At 58.8% G+C, this 19,980-nt stretch carries 19 protein-coding genes and 1 riboswitch; of the genes, 11 read left to right on the forward strand and 8 right to left on the reverse strand.

What is annotated here, in order from left to right:
• Positions 1 to 140: 140 nt before the first annotated feature.
• Positions 141 to 671 carry a hypothetical protein gene (locus tag WG915_RS10095; RefSeq protein WP_339565257.1) on the reverse strand — a complete coding sequence of 177 codons (531 nt, stop codon included), beginning with the start codon at positions 669 to 671 and terminating at the stop codon, positions 141 to 143.
• Between the two features lie 91 nt (positions 672 to 762).
• Here WG915_RS10095 and WG915_RS10100 point away from each other — a divergent pair, with 91 nt between their 5' ends.
• Genes WG915_RS10100 through WG915_RS10115 form a run of 4 tightly spaced genes read left to right on the forward strand, consistent with a single transcriptional unit; the run spans position 763 to position 5,631 of the window.
• Positions 763 to 2,283 (forward strand): ABC transporter substrate-binding protein, encoded by a 1,521-nt coding sequence (locus WG915_RS10100; RefSeq protein WP_445227825.1) that lies wholly within the window; start codon positions 763 to 765, stop codon positions 2,281 to 2,283.
• On the forward strand, positions 2,280 to 3,224 hold the full coding sequence (locus WG915_RS10105) for an ABC transporter permease (protein WP_339565258.1): 945 nt from the start codon (positions 2,280 to 2,282) through the stop codon (positions 3,222 to 3,224). Before WG915_RS10100 ends, WG915_RS10105 begins: the two co-directional genes overlap by 4 nt.
• Positions 3,221 to 4,051, forward strand: coding sequence for an ABC transporter permease (locus tag WG915_RS10110; RefSeq protein ID WP_339565259.1), 831 nt, complete (start codon positions 3,221 to 3,223; stop codon positions 4,049 to 4,051). The genes WG915_RS10105 and WG915_RS10110 overlap by 4 nt, the downstream gene beginning before the upstream one ends.
• Positions 4,052 to 4,056: 5 nt before the next feature.
• Positions 4,057 to 5,631, forward strand: coding sequence for a dipeptide ABC transporter ATP-binding protein (locus WG915_RS10115; protein WP_445227826.1), 1,575 nt, complete (start codon positions 4,057 to 4,059; stop codon positions 5,629 to 5,631).
• A gap of 21 nt (positions 5,632 to 5,652) precedes the next feature.
• Here WG915_RS10115 and WG915_RS10120 read toward each other — a convergent pair whose 3' ends face one another.
• The 3 genes from WG915_RS10120 to WG915_RS10130 all read right to left on the reverse strand — a co-directional run bounded on the left by WG915_RS10120 (position 5,653) and on the right by WG915_RS10130 (position 8,211).
• Entirely contained in the window at positions 5,653 to 5,778 is a 126-nt protein-coding gene (locus tag WG915_RS10120; protein ID WP_339565261.1) for a hypothetical protein, read from the reverse strand.
• A gap of 71 nt (positions 5,779 to 5,849) precedes the next feature.
• Positions 5,850 to 6,836, reverse strand: a complete 987-nt coding sequence (locus tag WG915_RS10125) for a bile acid:sodium symporter family protein (protein WP_339565262.1) — start codon at positions 6,834 to 6,836, stop codon at positions 5,850 to 5,852.
• 97 nt (positions 6,837 to 6,933) lie between these two features.
• The gene (locus tag WG915_RS10130) at positions 6,934 to 8,211 is read right to left on the reverse strand and encodes an alpha/beta fold hydrolase (protein WP_339565263.1); all 1,278 of its coding nucleotides are present in this window, start codon (positions 8,209 to 8,211) and stop codon (positions 6,934 to 6,936) included.
• A 51-nt stretch (positions 8,212 to 8,262) separates the two neighbouring features.
• On the opposite strand from WG915_RS10130, the gene WG915_RS10135 reads away from it, so the two are divergent.
• Genes WG915_RS10135 through WG915_RS10145 form a run of 3 tightly spaced genes read left to right on the forward strand, consistent with a single transcriptional unit; the run spans position 8,263 to position 11,106 of the window.
• Positions 8,263 to 9,231: a YeiH family protein gene (locus WG915_RS10135; protein ID WP_339565264.1), complete on the forward strand. Its 969-nt coding sequence runs from the start codon at positions 8,263 to 8,265 to the stop codon at positions 9,229 to 9,231.
• A gap of 22 nt (positions 9,232 to 9,253) precedes the next feature.
• The gene (locus tag WG915_RS10140; protein ID WP_339565265.1) at positions 9,254 to 9,979 is read left to right on the forward strand and encodes a 6-carboxyhexanoate--CoA ligase; all 726 of its coding nucleotides are present in this window, start codon (positions 9,254 to 9,256) and stop codon (positions 9,977 to 9,979) included.
• Entirely contained in the window at positions 9,976 to 11,106 is a 1,131-nt protein-coding gene (locus WG915_RS10145) for an aminotransferase class I/II-fold pyridoxal phosphate-dependent enzyme (protein ID WP_339565266.1), read from the forward strand. Before WG915_RS10140 ends, WG915_RS10145 begins: the two co-directional genes overlap by 4 nt.
• A 61-nt stretch (positions 11,107 to 11,167) precedes the next feature.
• Here WG915_RS10145 and WG915_RS10150 read toward each other — a convergent pair whose 3' ends face one another.
• Positions 11,168 to 12,550, reverse strand: coding sequence for a YeeE/YedE thiosulfate transporter family protein (locus WG915_RS10150; protein WP_339565267.1), 1,383 nt, complete (start codon positions 12,548 to 12,550; stop codon positions 11,168 to 11,170).
• Positions 12,551 to 12,957: 407 nt separating this feature from the next.
• Here WG915_RS10150 and WG915_RS10155 point away from each other — a divergent pair, with 407 nt between their 5' ends.
• From WG915_RS10155 to WG915_RS10165, 3 genes are read left to right on the forward strand one after another with little or no spacing between them, the layout of a single operon-like run.
• Positions 12,958 to 13,491 (forward strand): PadR family transcriptional regulator, encoded by a 534-nt coding sequence (locus WG915_RS10155; protein ID WP_339565268.1) that lies wholly within the window; start codon positions 12,958 to 12,960, stop codon positions 13,489 to 13,491.
• Positions 13,488 to 14,171, forward strand: a complete 684-nt coding sequence (locus WG915_RS10160) for an ABC transporter ATP-binding protein (protein WP_339565269.1) — start codon at positions 13,488 to 13,490, stop codon at positions 14,169 to 14,171. The genes WG915_RS10155 and WG915_RS10160 overlap by 4 nt, the downstream gene beginning before the upstream one ends.
• On the forward strand, positions 14,168 to 16,621 hold the full coding sequence (locus tag WG915_RS10165; RefSeq protein WP_339565270.1) for an FtsX-like permease family protein: 2,454 nt from the start codon (positions 14,168 to 14,170) through the stop codon (positions 16,619 to 16,621). Before WG915_RS10160 ends, WG915_RS10165 begins: the two co-directional genes overlap by 4 nt.
• On the opposite strand, the gene WG915_RS10170 is transcribed toward WG915_RS10165, so the two are convergent.
• The 3 genes from WG915_RS10170 to WG915_RS10180 all read right to left on the reverse strand — a co-directional run bounded on the left by WG915_RS10170 (position 16,600) and on the right by WG915_RS10180 (position 18,971).
• Positions 16,600 to 17,865: a glycosyltransferase gene (locus WG915_RS10170; RefSeq protein ID WP_339565271.1), complete on the reverse strand. Its 1,266-nt coding sequence runs from the start codon at positions 17,863 to 17,865 to the stop codon at positions 16,600 to 16,602. The two genes, WG915_RS10165 and WG915_RS10170, sit on opposite strands and share 22 nt — an antisense overlap.
• 42 nt (positions 17,866 to 17,907) lie before the next feature.
• Positions 17,908 to 18,462, reverse strand: coding sequence for a hypothetical protein (locus tag WG915_RS10175; protein ID WP_339565272.1), 555 nt, complete (start codon positions 18,460 to 18,462; stop codon positions 17,908 to 17,910).
• Positions 18,463 to 18,524: 62 nt separating this feature from the next.
• On the reverse strand, positions 18,525 to 18,971 hold the full coding sequence (locus WG915_RS10180; protein ID WP_339565273.1) for a hypothetical protein: 447 nt from the start codon (positions 18,969 to 18,971) through the stop codon (positions 18,525 to 18,527).
• A gap of 25 nt (positions 18,972 to 18,996) precedes the next feature.
• Positions 18,997 to 19,107: riboswitch (SAM riboswitch) on the reverse strand.
• A 96-nt stretch (positions 19,108 to 19,203) separates the two neighbouring features.
• Here WG915_RS10180 and WG915_RS10185 point away from each other — a divergent pair.
• Positions 19,204 to 19,944 carry an SDR family oxidoreductase gene (locus WG915_RS10185; RefSeq protein WP_339565274.1) on the forward strand — a complete coding sequence of 247 codons (741 nt, stop codon included), beginning with the start codon at positions 19,204 to 19,206 and terminating at the stop codon, positions 19,942 to 19,944.
• Positions 19,945 to 19,980: the final 36 nt, after the last annotated feature.

Below are 19,980 nucleotides of genomic sequence, written 5' to 3' on the forward strand. Positions count from 1 at the left end.
AACTGAATAATTCGATATAAAACAAGTGCTGTCAACGTTATGGAATTTCTGCTGCACTTTCCCTACTAAGTTGGCCATCACAGCAAACCCGTGACACAACAGTTACATTGATGTTATTTAGACAACCTCAAAACTCGGTCCTAAACAGCGCCAATTTTATGCACAGTTGTCGCGGGTTTTTCCTGGAGTATCCGATCTGCGATTTCAAAGGTCGGAGTGTTCGGGGCGAGGGGAAATTCCACGATGTAGTCATGTAACCCATGCTGGCCACTAGCTGCGGAAGCGGGATCTAAGCGCTCTGAAATCTCAATGGGAATCAGCGCCAGATAGTCCCGGCCATGCGCGGCATACAGTTGCAGGGCAGCAAGCTCTTGCAGCGGAAACTTGATACGGGTACGGGGAATTTTCACGTATTTCCCCACTACAAGCACCACGCGACGCCGCCGGATTAGAAACACCAGGAAGCTCAGTACCGTCACCACGATCCCCAAGGCAGGTGCAATGACCCCGATACCGTAGAGGACGCGCATGGCCTCATTGTTTGCGTCGACAAACGCGCGGTAGAGCAACCACGTCAATGGTGTTAGAAGTACCAGCAACAGGACAAAGGTGCGGGTCGCTCGAGACCGCAACAGGGCACCGAAATCGGAACGCACTCGAATCTTGTCCACGACGCGTTAGTGTAAACCACCTCGGGTTCTTAAGCAGGAAGCAAACCCCTATACTGCTAGCGTGTCTTTGAAAAACAGTGAGCGGGATAACATTCGCTTATTCCCGGTGGTGCGGACGGTGATAGCCGTCTGCCTCGCGTTGACGCTGAGTGCGTGCGCAGCTGGGAGTACTGCTACTCGCGTAGGCCGCATCGCGGGTGCAGATGCCGTGGTTGTCGCAACATTCGGCGCGCCCGCCTCCCTAGATTTCACGCGTTCGGCCGGCGCAGCGATCCCCGGCGCGCTGATGAAGAACGTATACGAAGGCCTCGTGCAGATCGACGACAACGGTACGATCCAACCCATGCTCGCAAGCAGCTGGGAACGCTCCGAAGACGGCCTGGAATACGTATTTCACCTCCGAGAGGGGGTTCGTTTTTCCAATGGCGCGCCTTTCAATGCTGAATCCGCGAAGTTCTCCATAGATCGCGTGAATTCGGATGCGTGGACTAACGGCCTGAAATCGCAGATGAAGGTGGTTTCTCAGACCACAGTCATGGATGACCACACCCTCAAAGTGACCCTTTCCCGCCCGAGTAACCAATGGCTGTGGGCGATGGGGACGCTCGTCGGCGCGATGATGAGCCCGACCGGCGTATCCGACTTAGCGCAGCGGCCTGTGGGCACCGGCCCCTATGAAGTAGAGCAATGGGCCGTGGGCCAGTCCTTGAGCTTCAAAGCCCGTTCGGACTATTGGGGTACTCAACCGGCAAATTCCACCGCCGCGATCCGCTATTTCGCCGACGCAGTGGGGGCCACCAACGCTTTGCAGTCGGGCGACGTAGACATGGTGTGGGCCATGCAGAGCCCCGAGCTTATCGACGTCCTGCGCGCCCGCGGCGAATACCAGGTGAAGGTAGGCACCACCAACGGCGAAGTGCTGCTATCAATGAACAATGCCCGGGCACCATTCAATGACATCCGGGTGCGACAAGCGGTCATGCATGCCATTGACCGCCAGGCAGTGATCGACACCGCATGGGATGGTTACGGTCAAGATACCGGCGGGGTGCCCGTGCCACCGTCTGACCCGTGGTTCGCAGAGTCCACGCAGTACCCTTATGATCCGCAGCGTGCCCGCGACCTCCTGCATGAGGCGGGGGTTAATGAGAGCAATAATAAGATTGTCATTTCCGTCCCCTCTCTCCCCTATGCTGCTGCGATCTCTGAGCTCGTGGTCTCGCAACTCCGCGAAGTTGGGTTGGATGCATCGATCGAATCCACCGAATTCCCTGCGGTATGGCTGGCTAAGGTTCTCAAAGGGCACGACTACGATATGTCGCTGATCGCCCATGTGGAGGCCCGTGACCTCACGACATTGTTCGGCCCGGATTATTACTTGGGATATCACAACCCGACTACCGCTGAGCTGTTCGCCAAAGCGGATGCTGGTTCCCCGGAAGAGTTCAATCGTTATATGGGTGAGGCAGTGGACCAGATCATGAACGATGCCGCCGCAGATACGCTATTTAATTTCCCGAACATTGTGGTCGCAGATTCGCATGTAACGGGAATCCAGCCGGATGTGCGCACGGAGGGCTTGGAGCTTGCCCGGTTAGGAAAGCGACCATGATCTTGCAACTAGCCCGGTTCGGGGCCCGTTACGCGGCAACCTTCTTAGTATCCAGCGTGGTGGTGTTTTTGCTGCTACGCGTAGTGCCTGGTGATCCGGCAGAAATCGCATTGGGCGTGACAGCCACCGCCGAAGCAGTCGCGGCGAAGCGGACTCAGCTGGGTTTGGATCAGCCGCTCGTTGCACAGTATTTCACCTGGATGGGAGGGCTTTTGCGTGGAGATTTCGGCACCTCGCTCACCTCAGGTGCGGAAATCTCTCCACTGGTTTGGGATCGCATGCAGGTGTCGTTGATTCTTGTTAGCGCAGCGATGCTGCTGTCGCTGCTCATCGCTATTCCGCTGGGAACCTGGGCAGCCATGCGAGCCCGAGCTATCGACGGCATTGCGATTACCGCGGCCTCTCAGATCGGCATTGCCATCCCATCCTTCCTCGCTGCGGTCCTTGCCGTGTCATTGTTTTCAGTGCAGCTCGGCTGGCTTCCTGCTAACGGCTGGGTGCCGCCGAACCATTCCTTGAGCGGTTTCCTCTCCCGCTTGATTCTGCCTGCGGGCGCACTAGCCGCGGTGCAGGGCGCGATCATGACCCGCTACGTGCGCAGTGCCGTCCTGGATATCCTCGGCGATGACTTCATGCGCACCGCCCGTGCCAAGGGACTGACCACCAGCCAAGCGTTGCGCAAGCATGGTCTGCGCAACGCAGCGCTGCCGGTGGTAACAGTCGCAGGCCTACAGCTAACCTCCTTGGTGGTGGGTGCCGTTGTCATCGAACGGGTGTTTTCAATCCCCGGCCTAGGAACGATGCTGCTAGATGCAGTTGTGGGCCGAGACATCACCACAGTTCAGACCATCGTCATGCTCCTGGTGCTGTTTACTTTGCTGGTGAACTTAGCTGTGGATGTGGCCAACACGATCATCGACCCACGAACGAGGATCTCATGAGGCTCAATCTTTCTGGCCGCATTGGCCTGTGCATCGTCGCTACGGTGGTCATCGCCGCAGTGGTGTCATTCTTCTGGACGCCTTATGACCCAATCCACGCCATCCCAGCAGACCGCCTTCAGGGATCTTCGCTGCGACACCTCATGGGTACGGACCGCTATGGACGCGATGTGTTTTCCCAAATGATGGCCGGCTCCCAGATCGCCTTACTGGTAGGAGTTGTTGCCGTCGGTATTGGCGCTGCTATTGGTACCCCACTCGGGATTCTGGCAGGAATGTCTCGTGGCCGAGTCGAGGGCTTGATCATGCGGTTGACAGATGTGTTGTTGGCGTTTCCTGCTCTCCTGCTCGCGATTGTCACCGGTGCAATTTGGGGTAGTTCGACGCTGACAGCGATGGTTGCTATCGGTATTGCTTCAGTTCCTGGCTTCACCAGAATCACCCGCTCGGGAACCCTGCAGGTAATGAGCAAGGACTACATTTTGGCTGCCCGGGATGCCCATCTGCCCGCGTGGTTGATCGCTATCAAGCATGTGCTGCCGAACATTGCCAGCATGTTGATCGTGCAAGCTTCCGTGTCTTTTGCCCTCGCCATTTTGGCCGAAGCCGCGCTTTCCTTCCTTGGGTTGGGTACCCCACCACCGGAACCGTCCTGGGGAAGGCTGCTGCAAAACGCCCAAAGCTCCCTCGCCTCTGCCCCGATGCTTGCCTTCTGGCCCGGCGCGACGATTGCGCTGACCGTGCTGGGGTTCAATTTGCTCGGTGATAGTCTCCGTGACTCGGTGGACCCAAAGTCACGACGCGCAATGAAGGTGGAAGCCCTGTGATCAACATTGAAAACCTGCGCGTGACCACTAAGTCCGGCACTGAGTTGGTGCGCGATGTGAACCTGCAGATCGCCCCAGGAGAACGCGTGGGGCTCATCGGTGAATCTGGCTCAGGAAAGTCCCTCACGGCGCTGTCCATCATGGGTTTGCTCGCGGGTAATCTCACCGCCACCGGTTCCGTAGACTTTGCGGGTCGGGAGCTGCTCACCACTAGTGAGCGCGACCTTTCCCAACTCCGTGGCGAGAACATTTCCATGATCTTCCAGGAACCAATGACCGCGCTGAATCCGCTGATGACGGTAGGAGCGCAAATTGCAGAGGTCATGTCGGTGCACGGCCGGGCGTCGAAAAGCGAGGCACAGCAACGCACGTCGGAGCTGCTGGAGGATGTCGGTCTTAGCCCGGAGCTAGCACGACGCTTCCCCCACCAAATGTCTGGCGGGCAGCGTCAGCGGGTGCTCATCGCTATGGCCCTGGCTAATGAACCCGAACTGTTGCTCTGCGATGAACCGACCACGGCGTTGGATGTGACTGTACAGCGGCAGATCGTGGAGCTCATCGTGCGACTAGCGCAACGACGCGGCACGGCACTGTTGTTCATCACGCACGATTTGGGGCTCGTCGCCACGATCTGTGAGCGCGTCCTAGTGATGAAAGATGGGCAGATCGTAGAAGACGGAGCCACCGAGCAGGTGCTGCAGCGACCACAGCACGACTACACGCGAGGCTTGCTCGCAGCATCAGATCTGAGTGCACGCGATGCTTCGGGGCATCTGTACACAGTGAAGTCCGCGCAGGATGGGAGTTACCGCCCCGGTGTTGCGCACAGCACTCCACCGCGCCCACCCTTGGGCGAAGAGATCGTGCGAGTGGAGGGCGTGAGCAAGACTTATCGACATCGCTCCCTACTGCGCAGCACTGCCACGGTGGCTGCCGAGGACATCAGCCTGACGTTGCGTGAGGGGCAGCGTCTCGGCGTAGTCGGCGGCTCCGGTTCCGGTAAGTCCACGGTATTGCGGATTATCGCTGGTCTAGATCAGCCCACCACCGGCTCGGTGCAAGTGGACGGTGAAACCCAGATGGTGTTCCAGGACCCGTTCTCCTCCCTGGATCCACGCATGCGCATCGCAGACTCCGTTGCTGAACCGCTGCGGGGCTGGTCCCGACCGGATCGGGAGCGGCGGGTACGCGAGGTACTCGACGAGGTTGGTATTCCAAGCACTGCCCTGGAGCGCTTTCCCCACGAGTTTTCCGGCGGCCAGCGCCAGCGTATTTCCATCGCGCGCGCCCTGACCGTACGCCCCAAAATCATGCTTGCCGACGAGCCGGTTTCCGCGCTCGACGTGTCGGTGCGCGCCATGGTGCTCAACGTGATCGAGGACCTTATCACGGCGCATGGGATGTCAATGATCTTTGTCTCGCACGATCTGTCCGTGGTGGGCCAGGTGTGTTCGGATGTCCTCGTGATGAATAAGGGACGCATCGTGGAATCTGGCACGGTGGCACAGGTCTACGAACAGCCGCAGCACGAATACACTCAGGCACTGCTAGCCGCGATTCCGCGGCTTTCGGTGGGCTGATTGGCTGATTCGGAGCAGGTGTTAGCTGGTGTACACCGCAGTCACAACTACGGCGATATCGAGAGTGTGCTCTTCAGGTACCTCGAGCTCAGAGACAAGCCGATCGAATTCTTGCTGTTCAGCGGCAGACAGCGTGTGAAACTCCATGGAAATCTCCTGACTCCTTAGATTTAAGGATGCAGACGTTTTCCTCAAAGCGTAGCCCACCACCGATGCACCTAAGAGAAGACACGCACCTTTTCGCGGGTAGCCACAGTTTTGTCGTGACGCCGCATGAAGTGCGCGATGATGGCACCGTTCACATTGTGAATAACCGTAGCCACCGCGCCCGGCAGCGCCGCCTCCGCTGAGAAGAACTGGCCGGCCATGCCGGTAGCCAGCCCCGAGTTCTGGGTGCCCACTTCAATCGCGGTGGTTCGGCACGCCGCGACGGGTTCCTTTGCTGCCTTGGCAGACAAATATCCCAAGGCATAACCCAACAGGTTGTGGACTATTACCGCCAGGAATACTGCGATACCGACTGTAGCCAGCTTTGCTGAGCTCTTGGCCACTGAGGGACACACCACGGCCGCAATTGCCAGGATGGACAACCACGGCAGGATCGGGATGATGGAGTTGACCAGTTTCGGCGCAACGATATGAATGACCAGGCCACCGATAACCGGGACCAACACCGTCTTCACCAATCCCATCGCAAGGCCGGCGGCATCGACGTTTGTTTCTGCGCCAGCGAGCAACAGCATCAGAGCGGGAGTCATGATCGGCGACAGCAAAGTGGACACGGAGGTCATGGCCACGGACAATGCCACATCTCCCTTAGCCAAGTACGCGATGACGTTGGAAGCAGTACCGCCGGGAACTGCGCCGAGCAGCAACAGCCCCACGGCTAACTGCGGGCTAAAACCGAAGATCTTGGCCACGAAGACAGCGCCCAGCGGCATGACCACGAATTGGGCGACGACCCCGATGAAAATGGGGACGGGGCGTTTGGCCACCTCTTTGAAGTCCGGGATGGTGAGCGTAAGCCCCATGGTGAACATGATGATCATGAGCATCGTGGTCACGTACTTGGCCAACGGCAAAAATGGGCTTGGAAAGAAGAAGGCTGCTACTGCTGCGAGCAGAATCACTGCCGGGAAGGCCGCGACTGCGATCGCGGCGGAACGATCTTCTTCTGGCACGGTGTGCGGTACTTCGACGCTCATAGCGGACTCCCCTGCGATCTCAACAACAGAATATATCCCACCTAGCGGTTGGATATTCTCAATATATGGGAAGCTGTGCTGTGATGCAAGCTACTATTTAATGGTCGTCGATAAGCCTCTGCAGTTCGGCAACTATCCCAGCCCCGTCCACACGCACCCCGTCATGCTGGAACCTATTGGTCACATACGGACGCAGATCACGAAACATCGCGGCAGTATTCATCGAATAGGCGAAGGGAACGAAGACGTCATCAAGGTAGACCGCTGCCGCCGCTACAGCGCCTGTCGACGCCAACCCGCGCACATCATAGAGCTCCGGAAAATCCGCTTTTGCGGCCAGTTCCTGCGCCACCGCCGCGAACGGCCGCAGCGCGGGATCCTCCTCAAACTGCCAGGGATAGATGTGTTCACCGGTGAGATAAAACTTATCGGCGCTACGCGGATCCGCATCCTCCTCAAAACCCGGCATTTCAGCACGAACACGCTGCGCAGACCATTCGGTAGCCCGCCCCGGACCCGCATAGATGGACTCGTGTAGCGCCGCATACAGTGGTGCCGCAGCGAAAGAAACTCGTTGTCCAACATCGACGAGGAAATCGGATCGCAACTTCTTTTCACCGCGCACCGTCCGAAACGGCTCCTCCAGTAGATAGCCTAGAGAGTCAAAACCGCTTCCCCTCCCGAGTTCAATGCCAATCGTGCGGAACCTTCGGGAGCTGAGTCGTTCCCCGGTTGGCAATAGCTCAGCTGAAGCATCCAAATGTGCACAGATTTCCCGTATCCGCTGCTGGGCCCATGGGAACTGTTGATAGAAAGCCTCGTGACGACGCCCCAGCGCAGTGTAGGTAGCGCGATAGATATCATCGACATCCACCCCGACCGCCGGGAGCCCGCCGGTGAGAAAGGCTCGGTCCACTGCATTCGGGTACTGGGAAAGGTAGGTGGTGATGCAGAAGCCACCAAAACTCTGGCCGAGGAGATTCCACTTCTGCAATCCCAAGGCCTGGCGGAGCGCCTCGGCGTCAGCGCAAATGGCGTCGGCACGCAGGCAAGACAGGGTGTGTGCATCGAACTCAGTGTCAGCGTCTATCCGCGCGGAGCGGCCGGTGCCACGCTGGTCAAACAGCAGGACCCGATAGTTGGCGAGCATCGGCCCCAGCCACCCACCTAGATCGGTAGGCCGGGCGGCCGGAAACCCTGGGCCACCTTGCAGATACACCAGCATTGGGAGCGCTTCGCCACCATCGCGGACTATCTCCCGGGCAAAGATCGAGATGGCTGGACCTGCCGGATCACCATGATCAAGCGGCACCTCGAGCGTGTGCTGGATGAAGGTGTGGCCGAGGCGGCGTGTGCGTTGCGAAGCAAGAGTCATAACCACCACTGTAGTTTTTCTCTGTGCAATGGCAGGTGCACAATGGAGGCCATGACTGTACAGAAGATTGCTCCGGGCCTCGCTTTGAGTTTTGCTGGAGCACTGGTGGCTTACCTGCTTGATTACTGGATCAAAGCAAGCACGGGTGTCAGCGTTCTCATCCTCCTGGCTATCTTGCTAGGAATCGTGCTCGGTAATTCCGCCCGCCTTTCCGAGCGTTGGCTGCCAGGCCTGGCCTTTTCCGCCAAACAGGTCCTGCGCTTCGGTGTGGCGATCCTCGGCTTCTCCATCTCCTTATCTGCGCTCGCACACCTTGGCGTGGGCACCTTGCTCACTATTGTTGCGATCGTGGCTGGTGGCTTGGCCAGCACCTATGCGCTCACCAAGTTCTCTTCACTATCCAAGGAACACGTGCTGATGATCGGCGCGGGTTGTTCGATCTGTGGCGCCGCGGCCATCAGCGCGGTGGAGAGCGTCTTACCTAAGCGGAAAGCTGAAGAATTCGCCTCAGCAGTGGCCGTCATCGTGGTGCTGGGAACGCTGATGATCTTCGTTGGTCCGGTTGCCGCGATGGGACTGGGTTGGAGTCCGGAGCAGGCTGGTTTGTTTATCGGTGGCGCCACCCATGAAGTGGGTCAAGTGGTTGCAGCCGGATCCATTTTGGGTTCCGTGGAGTTAGCGGTAGCCATCAAACTCGGCCGCGTTCTGCTCCTTGCGCCGGTAGTGGTGCTCATCGGCCTCGGTTCGGGCGCGAAGCCCTCCGTCAAGACGATGTTCCCACTCTTCATCCAGGGATTCTTGCTTGCTGTGCTTATCCGCACGTTTCTTCCGCTTCCTGGAGAATTCCTGCACGGTGTGGAGACGCTGCGCACGTGGCTCTTTGCTGCTGCGATGTTTGCCCTCGGCACCTCTGTGACGCTCGCTGCGCTTCGTCGTTCGGGTTTGAAGCCCTTCTTGGTCGGCCTTGCGGTGACCTGCGTTGTTATCACGATTGCGGTAATCGGCACGATCCTGATCTGAACACCGTTTAAGATGGGTGTTCATGAGCTTATTTTCGGTCAAGATGCGTGCCGCGGCGGGTGGATCCCACATTTCTGGCGCTGAGCGCATTGTCTCTTTCAACGAGATAGCAGCGAGCGTCGAGAAGCTCACTGCCCGCGCGCTCTCCCACCCCAAGGGCCAGCCCGACACCCTCAACATCAAGGTCGAAGCAGTGCCCGAACCCATCCTGCGTGTGCCAGCGCTGCGCGTCCAGGAGATCCCGAGCGCCAGCATTGCCGAAACCGATGCCTTCCTGCACAGTTTCCTCCTCAAGAACGGTTGGGATCTCGCGGCTTTAAGGCTGCTGCGTAACGTCCGGGGGCTACGCGGCGCCATGCTTATCGACGCCCACAGTGGCGCACGCCTCGATACCAACCTCGAACGCGGTGTCCGGGTGTCCTGTATGGATCACGCGCACTCAGGCTCCGCCAAGGACAGTGGCAACGCCGAGACCAAAGGCAAGCAGCATTTCACCGAAGCGTTGGCACTTGCCAGCAAGGTCTGCGCCCACCCGAATATCGTCGCCGAGCTGTGCATTTCAGACGACCCGGACTACACCACCGGCTACCTTGCTCATGCTGGCACCTACTATCGTTTGCGCAATTGCAAAGAACTCGGCTCCCCCAGCGGCACGCGGGTGTTTCTCTACGATGGCTCGGAAGCTGAGCTTGCTAGCACCATTGATTATTTAGAGAACACTCCGGTTTTGGTGGAGCCCCGCCAATGAACCTGAGCGAACTGGCGCGCCGGCACAACCGGGATTGGGCCGACCGGGGACTGCACCGCACTCCCGGGACCTTCGCTTCCGCGCAGCACCCCGTCGCGTGTATTGACGGCAGGGACTATGTGCTGTTTTCCTCTTCCAATTACTTGAGCTTGAGCGCGCACCCGCAGGTGATCCACGCAGCCAGTCACGCCACTGCACGGTTTGGCGCGGGCTCCGGCGGCTCTCGACTCACCACTGGAACAACCGAGCTGCACCGGGCAGCAGAGTCGGCGCTTGCCACCTTTCTTGGGGCGGAAGATTGTGTGCTGTTTGCCACCGGATACCAGGCCAATCTCTCTACCATCGCCACCCTCGCTGCCACCTCGGGCGATCTCTGCATCTTTTCCGATTCACTGAACCATGCCAGCATCATCGACGGCTGTCGCATCGCTCGCACGGACCTGCAGGTATTCCCGCACGGGGACTATCACAGTTTGGGGCGCATGCTGGCAGGTCGCAGCAGCCGTGATGCGCTGGTGATCTCGGATGGCTTGTTTTCCATGGATGGTGACATCGCCGACCTGCCGGCGCTGCAGCAGGTGTGTAAGGAGCACGGCGCGTGGCTCATGATCGATGATGCCCACGCCATCGGATCGCTGGGCGCTAGCGGCAAGGGCAGCTCGGAGCTGCACTCCTGTCAGCTACCGGAGATCCTGGTTGGCACCGCCAGCAAGGCGTTGGGTACCGAGGGCGGATTTGTCGCTTGTTCGCATGAGATTGCCGCGCTGTTGCGAGATCGTGCGCGATCCTACGTGTTCTCTACGGCCACGTCCGCCGCCGCGCCCGCCGCAGTGTTGGCTGCACTGCCACTGGTACCCGAGCAACTGCCGAAGCTGCGCCGCAACATCCAATTGCTCACTCAGCGCTTAGGGCTCCCTGCAACCTCCTCCCCTATCATTCCGATTCGGGTTGGAGAGGAGACAGCAGCCTTGGCTGCGGCTGCGGAGCTGAAAGCAGCAGGCCTGTGGGTGCCAGCGATCCGTTTCCCGACTGTCGCCCGTGGCGCAGCTATCCTCCGGGTGACCATGATGGCTGATCACACCGCCGAGCACATTGAGATGTTAGCCCACCAACTGAGCAGCAGCTGACGGGTGGCAGAGAGCCCGAAGACGGCGATGCGTTTCATGGGCACAGCCATCGCCGACCGGGCTATTTCTGCACCGTGATCTGCCAGCCGGCATTGCCCTGCCTGCGAAAATCGCTGACTGCATAGCCTTCGGTGGCAGCCCACTGCGGAATTGTTTCGGTAGCTTGGGTGCAGTCGAAATCGATGACCAAGCTATCACCTTCTGCAAGATTTTCCATCGCTGCACGGGCATCAACCAGCGGGAACGGGCATACCGCCCCTAAAGTATCTAAAGCGTAGGTGCGCTCTGCGATCTGACGCAGCCCCTGCTGTTGCTCAGTGCGCACCTTGAGAGCGATCGGTGCTACGGCGAAGCTCGGTTGTGACTCGGACTGCTGCGCATACGGCGCCTGCTGCTTATCGACGCCACTAGCTGCGACTACATCAGTCGAAACGATCGCGGTGTCCTGGGTTGGCTTCAGCCAAATCTTGGCAGCAATGCCCACACCCACTGCCGTGAATGCGAGTGCAACCCAGCCCTGATAGCTAAACAGGCTGGTTTGCACCATGCCGTTACCCACGGTGCATCCACCGGCCCATGCGGCGCCCACACCCATGAGCGTGCCGCCAGCGACAGATCGAACCGCCTGGGTCGCATCAGGGAGCCGGACGCGAAACTCGCCGCTGGCCTTTGCTGCGATGAAGGATCCGACGAGGATGCCCAACACGAGGAGCGTTCCCCAGTTGAGGTACTTGGTGTTAGCGGTAACCAGATAGGAAAAGACGTCTGCCGAAGGCGTGGTGATGCCCAGCCCAGAGTTGCGACCCGAAGCTGCAGATAGCGGCCATGCGATGACGCCTAAGATGCCCACGAGGGCACCGGCTGTGTAAAGGTGCAGCGGGCGACGCCATAGTGGCTCGTCCAGCTTGGCTACCGGCCCGCGCAGCGCATCACGCTGCAGGAAGTAGTTCACTGCGTAAATGGTGAATGCCGAGAGCCCCAACGCGAACCACCACGGCGAAATTCCGAAGGTTTCTGGCAGTGTCCGCAGGTTCACCGTGCGATCACCAAGGAAGCCATTGAGGGGTTGTAGTACACCGCGTTTCATTGCAGCCGCGGAAAGTCCATAAGCGATGAGCGCCAGCCAGGAACCAACGAGGCCTTCGCCTGAGCGGTACCAGGTACCTGAGGCGCAGCCCCCGGCGAGCACGATGCCGACGCCGAAGAGCACGCTACCCACGATTACCGCTGCGGGAGCGAAATCATCAACTTTCGGAGTGATGACGCCGGCCGCGGCCAATCCTGCGATGCCGACGGCATGCACTGAGATGACGACCAGCAGTGCGACGATGCCCCGCCACGAATTGAGGGTGAAGATGTCACGGAGCATACCCGTGACACAGAACCGTCCTCGTTGCATAACTGCGCCCAGCGCAATACCGAGGAGTAATCCAGTCACGATCATGTGGAGCTTCCTTTCCCGAGCACAAACTAAGTAGTTCAATAAACATAGACCATTCCATACATACCTGTCCACTACTTAAATACTTATCTGTCTATTCAGTGTGGACTTTTCCCTTTCAACTCACAAAATTGCACGCTACGACGCTTGATGGACAATGCCCGAGAAATAGACAGCACAGGCTACTTTTAAGCCAGAAGGACAGAAGTGGCCGCAAGTTCGGCAGCGCAGTAGCGAACGCATGCCGCCATGTCACCCGCAACATCCCGCCACCTAGGCCACCTAGGCCACCTGGGCCACGCAAACCCTAGAGACAACATCGACAAGAAAATTTCGAAAGCCCCTTCCATTAAGGACGGTTACTGGGTAACCTTAGTGCTGTCAGTTACCCAGTAACCTTTGGAGGGTCGGTGCCCATTTCACATTCACTGCTCGGCTTTTTAGCCCAGCAACCGGCGTCGGCAAGCGAGCTGCGCCGCAACTTCGACACTGCCACCGGCAACGCTTGGCCTCTCAACCAGGGTCAAGTCTCGCAGACGCTGCAGCGACTGCTCCGCGATGGCCTGATCGAAAGCCAGGGAGTTACGCAAGGCGAAACCGGTCGCAGCGCCGAATCCTTTCGGATCACCGAATCGGGCCGCGCCGAGCTTTTATCTTGGCTGCGTTCCCCGGTGCTCCCCGCCCCCGGCGAACGCGATGAACTAATCATCAAAATTGCGATCGCCCACACCACCAAATCGCACGACGTCACCATGCTCATCCAGCAACAACGCGAAGCTGTAATGACTCACATGCATGCTGCCGTCCGCACCCTCCGCGCTACTCCGCGTAACCCCGGCGCGCTCAGCGTAGAGCGGCTCATCCTTGAGCGACAAATATTCAACTTGGAAGCAGAAAACCGCTGGCTCGACCACATCGAAACCATGAAGGAAACAACGCCATGACCTCCCCCGCATTGATCCTCGAACACGTCTCCAAAGTTCATCAAGACGGCCCCAATGAGGTCACCGCGCTCGACGGCGTCGATTTGTTGGTGCACCCCGGCGAGCTAGTCGCCATCATGGGACCTTCGGGTTCCGGGAAATCAACCCTCCTCAACGTCGCTGGCACCCTGGATACCCCAACGAGCGGACGCGTGCTTATCGACGGCCGCGATGCCTCCCAGGTCTCCGCGAAAACCCGCGCCGAAATCCGACGCCGCCATATCGGCTTCATCTTCCAGGACTTCAATCTGATCCCCACTCTGACCTGCGCCGAAAACATCGGCTTGCCGTTAGAGTTGGATGGGATGAAAGCACGGGAGGCCCGTGAACACGCCCTTGCCAGCTTGGCGGAGTTAGAACTCACCGAACTGGCGGATCGATACCCTTCTGAGGTTTCCGGCGGGCAGCGACAGCGAGTCGCGATTGCCCGCGCCGTCGTAGGTGAGCGTGGGCTCTTGTTGGCCGACGAACCGACCGGCGCTTTGGACTCCGCGACATCCGAATCGGTGTTGGAGCTGCTGGTGAGCCGAGTCCGGGCGGGCGCTGCCGGCATTTTGGTCACCCACGAGCCCAGGCTTGCCGCCTACGCGGACCGCACTATCTACCTACGCGACGGCCGTGTACAAGGCGGTGCACAATGATTCTCAAACTCGCTTGGCGCGACATTTACTTGAACTGGAAGCGCTCGATCCTTGCCATCATATTGTTCTCAATCCCGGTTTTTGCCATCGCGTTCATCACCAGCTTCGGTGCCTTCGACATCTCCAGCCGCCCACTGCAGGGACCAACTCATAGCGCGTCGGTAGCCACCACAGCGTGCGAGGATCCTTCAGATACTGCGTGCCTTTCTGACCTGGCACGCAACGAGGTTCCCGATCTGCAGCGCATTGAAGAAGCTACCGGCCAGCGGGGCATCTTTTATCCGATCTACGATGTACCAGTCAGCATTGAATTCGGCAGCGAACATTTACTTACTAGAACGAACCTCGTATTCAACGAACTGGGAGCCACCCCTCCGATCCAGCCGGGGCATATTTTGCTCGACGAAAATACGGCACAGACACTAGGCAAAAATGTCGGCGACACAGTCCAGATTTCCGTTCCAGAGGACAGCGCACCACGTGAATTCACCGTCCAGGAGATCACAAAAGCGAGTTTTTACGTGTCCAATCCCGCCTTAAACGTTGCAGATATCCCTGGGCTGCCCGCGCCAGCGGAGATCAAGTCTGCATCGCTTCCAGATGAGTGGTACCTCCGCTGGGGTTCCGACACGGAGCTGGCTATCGCCTCTCATGCCCCGGACGTCTACGTGGCTTCCTCCAAGCCTTTGTCCGAACAACCACCACGAGGCGTGACCCTCCTCGATGAGGTATTCCAGGAATCAATTTCCGCTTCAGAGGTTGCCGCCGCTATTGCGCTGGCAGCATTGGCAGTGATCTTTCTGGCTGCGGTCACTGGCCCGGTATTCGCTGTGGCGGCTCGCCGCAATCTTAGGATCAACGCTATGCTCTCGGCCAACGGTGCAAGCAACCAGCAGTTGTTCGGCATTATGTTGATCCAAGGATCTCTCATCGGTGGCCTGGGTGCGGCCCTCGGACTGGCAGCAACTTTTCTCGTCGGACTAGCATCGCGCATATTCAGTGGCAGCAAATTCGGCATCCTCTTCTATTGGGATTTGCTGCTGTTGCTCGTTGTTGCAGCAATGCTGTGTGGGCTGTGTTCTGCCCTCGTCCCGGCTCTCCTGGCAATCAGAATGGATCCAGTACAGGCGCTGAGCGAAGGCGCTTCGGTACGTATGCGTTCGCTGCGGTGGTGGCACTTCCTGGCCCCCGCCTTCTTCCTAGGCTTCGTGCTGCTCACGCGACACGACGGAGATGGCTTCTTCTTCGGAATCGTCGGTTGCGTGGCCACCGCCATCCTCAGTGCACCGCTCATGCTGCTCCTCGTCGCGCGCACCACCCGGCTGACTATGCCGCTGCGACTGGCAGCCCGAGATGCCGTCCGCAGCTACATGCGTACTGTGCCTGCAATCGGCGCAATCATCGGTTGTTTGTTGCTCACCGGAATGGGAGTCCTTGGCTCAACCACCGCGACAGAGCTGGCACAGCCGAGCGCGGTTGCCAGGATTCACGGAGGCATGATCACTGGTCCGGCGCCGATAGAGAATCATCTCCAGGAAATTCAGCAAGATCTGCAGGCACCACTGCGCACTGATTTCTACGAGCTGCACAACTACACAAAGCCGCTGAGCGTAGACGATCCTCATTTTGACCCGGAATCCAGCTTCCAGCTGGAAACTGGTCCGATCAACACCGTGGTGAACAGCAGCTATTACCACGACTTGATTGTTGCTACGCCCAGCGTTATCGACGCCATCGCTTTGCAATTACCCGGAACCCTCACCACGGCGCAGGTCGAGGACCTCAAAAAGCAGCTTTCCGAGGGCAAGGCGATAGTCTCCCGCCCAGATCTCGCAGCCACCGGCTCGGTGCGGATCAAATACGATGAAGAAGTAATTGCGGAGTTTCCCGCAATCCCGCTTGGCAATAGTGATAACACCGCCCCCTACGCATTAATCACTCCGGAAACTGCGCGCAGCCACGGGTTGGACACCGTCTACACGAATACCCAATTCGACGGAGGACATCAGTCTCTGTTGCGCGAGCTACTCCTTGATTACCAACCACTGCAGCTCACCAGTTCCGGCTCACCAATTGATCCATTCGTGGTGCTGGCACTGTCCGGACTGGCGTTCCTGCTGGTCTTTGCGATCACCCTGTTACTGGTACTCCTGTCTGGCATGGAATCGGCCCAAGAACGCGCTACCCTGCGCGCACTCGGGGCGGAACACGGCGTGATCCGGCGCTATAGCGCGGCACAGGGCTTTGTGATCACGCTGGCGGGGGTCATCGGCGCGACTGTCTCCGGGATGCTCATGTTTGCCATAACCTGGCACGAAATCTCCTGGCAAATGCTCCAAGACTCCTTGCTGCCTTTGGCTTTCCTCGTTGTGGGAGTGCTCGCGGTTTCTTGGCTTACCGGCTACCTAGTCTCCTCCGTTTCGGGAGCTCAGGTAGCGCGCGATCGCTGAGGTGGGGTGGTGCTGAGTTCCTCATACAGTCGGAGCATTTCCTTAGCTTGCGATTCGGACGTCCATTGGCTAGCCAGCTCCACCGAGCGCTCGGCGGCCCGCTCCCGCCACTCTGCGTCACGCATGGCATCGATAACGCGCAGGAGGCCAGCGGCGAAGGCTGTACGGGACGGGCTGGCGAGCTGCCCATTGACCCCGGAATCCACGACCAAGGTCAACTCCGGGTCGGCGGTAACGATCGGTAGCCCCGCCAGCGCCGCTTCATGCAACACCAATGCCTGGGTGTCGGTCGTTGAGGGAAAGGCGAAGATGTCTGCCATTTCATAAAAGGCTCCCAAGTCCTCGCGCCGCTGCTCCCCAGGCAGCAGCACGTTCCCGCGTTCCCGAGCTTTCTCGAGTTTCTTGCGGATCTTTCTATACCGCTGCCAATCGCCGACGACCATCAGCTGCGCGTCCGGATGGACCTCGCGCACCAATTCAAAGGCGTCGATAAGCAGGTCAATGCCCTTTTCCGGCGCCACGCGCCCGGCGTACATGAGGAGAGGTCCGTCGCCGCGCGCCATCGGTGCGGGGCCACTCGGCAGCTTATCGACGCCATTGGGCACGCACAGCATCGGAGCATCCGGCGCCAATTGCTTGGCACGCGTCAGAGTCTTAGGCGAAGGCGTAGTGACGAGGTCAGCATTGGTCAGCATTGCCCGCATCAGTCCCATCAGGGACGCCGTGTTGCAGGCTGCAAAGTCCGCCTCTGCTGCCCGGATGGCTTTGCGGTCATACACCTCACCGTGATTCATCCGGGCGAACATGGCAACCACGCCTCGCAGCAGCGGAACCACGGCAGAATAATGCTCCGAATACGCCTCAAAATCGGTGTGCCAAGTGAGCAAGAGCGGCTTGCCCAACCGCAGTGCAGTCCACACACCGAGCACCCCGACGGGGCCGAGCCCATGTACATGGAGGACATCCGGTTCCAAGGCAGCGACCTGCTTGATGGTCTTTTTAAACCTGCGCCCGTTGGCCACCCGAGTAGGCATGTGTGGCACCCGGATCGAAGGCACCCGCAGCTCAGTTCTCCCCGCACGATGGGCATGCGGATTCGGCCCCTTGGCACGCGGGGCGACGACAACAACCTCATGGCCCGCGTCCAGCAGATTTCCTTCCAATTGCTGGACTGCAACCATCAGCCCATTAGACCCAGGGCCGTAATTGTCCACAAAATGCACTACTTTCAGCGGTTTTAGCACGAAGATAGATTACCGCGATTACAACGAAGCGGCACTACGGCATCACTGCAGTCTGAGTCTCAGCTTGCGTTGCATCAGCGATAAGTAGCCTTCTTCCCGATAAAACTGGTAGAGCCACACCGCGATCCGCGCTCGTGCCCGAAGCGAGTCCTCCACAGCGATATCCCAGCAGGCAGTGGTGGGCAACAGCACGGCGCCGGCTTGAGCAAGCATCCCCAATGCATCCGCTATAAGAACGACCCCGGTAGCTGCAACAGTAGTTTGAATGTCATCAGCAGGCAGTCTCGGCCCGATCCCCCAGCCCTTGTTCGGACCCGATGCAGCAAGCACCTTGCGCTCCGCAAGGTAGCGCACGCTGCGCTGATTCAAGCTCTCACCATTGCCGCCCAGAACAATGGCGCCCTTGAAGTCCTTTGCTTTGCTCAGGCGTGCAAGGCGAAGTAGGGATTTCAGTACCGGATCGGACCAGAGCAGTTTGGCTATAAACGGTGCCCAATCTGCAGGCAGACTACATTCCGCAAGTTCCTCACGAATCACATGGAGAGGATCGTTGCTCGCCGGCTGCGATGCAACCAAACGTAGATGCGTGGTGGTCATGATTTCAGCGTAGGAACGCCACCGGACATCGTCCCCCACTGTACGGCTACATGTTCGAAAACCTAGCGATCCTGACAAACTCCCGGGGCATCCAGAATAGGAGCCGGCCAGCTTGTGATGCAGTCTCCACTGGAAAGCATGTCGGGTAGATGGTTGCACCCACGCGGAGAGAAGAGTGGATTGAGCAGCGATTCCCTTGTACCACCAGTGACCACAATCAGATTGAGTTCCGCATCATAATAAGCCACTCCACCGGCACGGTAGCGCTGAAAAACTGTTCGGATGTGCCGTTCATTATGCGACCACACCCACTCCGGGCCGGCGCCAGCCACACAGATTTGATAGCTGTTGCCGCGCTGTTCTAGGAGCCGCACCGGAACAAGACAATCCGTGGCACGAGACTTGGAAAGGCTCAAACGGGCAGCGTCGGGAGCTATTTTGTGGCCGGGTGCATATCGGCACGGACGTACCTGGGATTCGAGATTGAAAGGACCGATGAGATCAGACATGGGATTCCCCTTTGCATTACTAGCGGATTCTCGGATCACGGAGTGGACCTCGAGCAGATCTCCCTCGCGGGCACCGTGTTCGCTAACGCGGTTGCCAGTCAGCCGGGCGGGGCCGTAGCGGCTGAGCTTCTTGATCAATAGCCTCCACCCTACCCAACATAGACCGCTTAGTCTAGTGATGTTTTGGGTTAAGCTCGATAGTGAACGGTTTTCCCAGCTCAAGGAGCCTCTCATGTCCCAAGCATTTGACCTCACTGGTCGCATCGCACTCGTCACCGGTGGTTCATCCGGTATTGGCCTCGGCATCGCCCGCTGCCTCGCCGCCGCTGGCGCTAAAGTCGCTATCGCAGCGCTTGATGACGAACACCTGACCAACCTTGATCCCGCATTCCTCCCCATCGCCTGCGATGTCACCTCCTACGATTCCTGCGAAGCTGCCGTGGCAGCAACAATCGACGCATTCGGGGGCCTGGACATCCTGGCCGCCAACGCCGGCGTGTTTCCACAAGCAACCCTGGACACCATCGATGCGGATGCACTCGCCTACATCACCCGCATCAATGTTGGCGGATTAGCCAATTGCGTTAAAGCGGCGCTTCCTGTATTGAAGGAATCGCGGGCTGGTCGCATCATCGCCACAAGCTCGATCACAGGAAACATAACCGGCTATCCCGGGTGGGCACACTACGGCGCAACCAAAGCAGCCCAAATGGGGTACGTTCGCACCGCAGCAGTAGAGCTTGCCCCCTATGGAATCACCGTGAACGCAGTGCTACCAGGCAATATCCTGACCGGCGGATTGGAAGGACTGTCCAAGGACTATCTCAAGCAAATGGCCGCTGCCGTCCCTAGTGGCAAACTAGGAAGCCCAGAAGACATCGGGCATGCCGTCGCTTTCCTCGCCTCTGATGGCGCAGGTTTTATCAACGGTCATGGGATTGTCGTAGACGGCGGGCAGATTCTCCCTGAATAGGGTTGCCGGTCAGCGAAATCTTCCCCGCCTAACCAC

This window comes from Corynebacterium sp. H128 (assembly GCF_037482625.1).
Lineage (GTDB): Bacteria > Actinomycetota > Actinomycetes > Mycobacteriales > Mycobacteriaceae > Corynebacterium.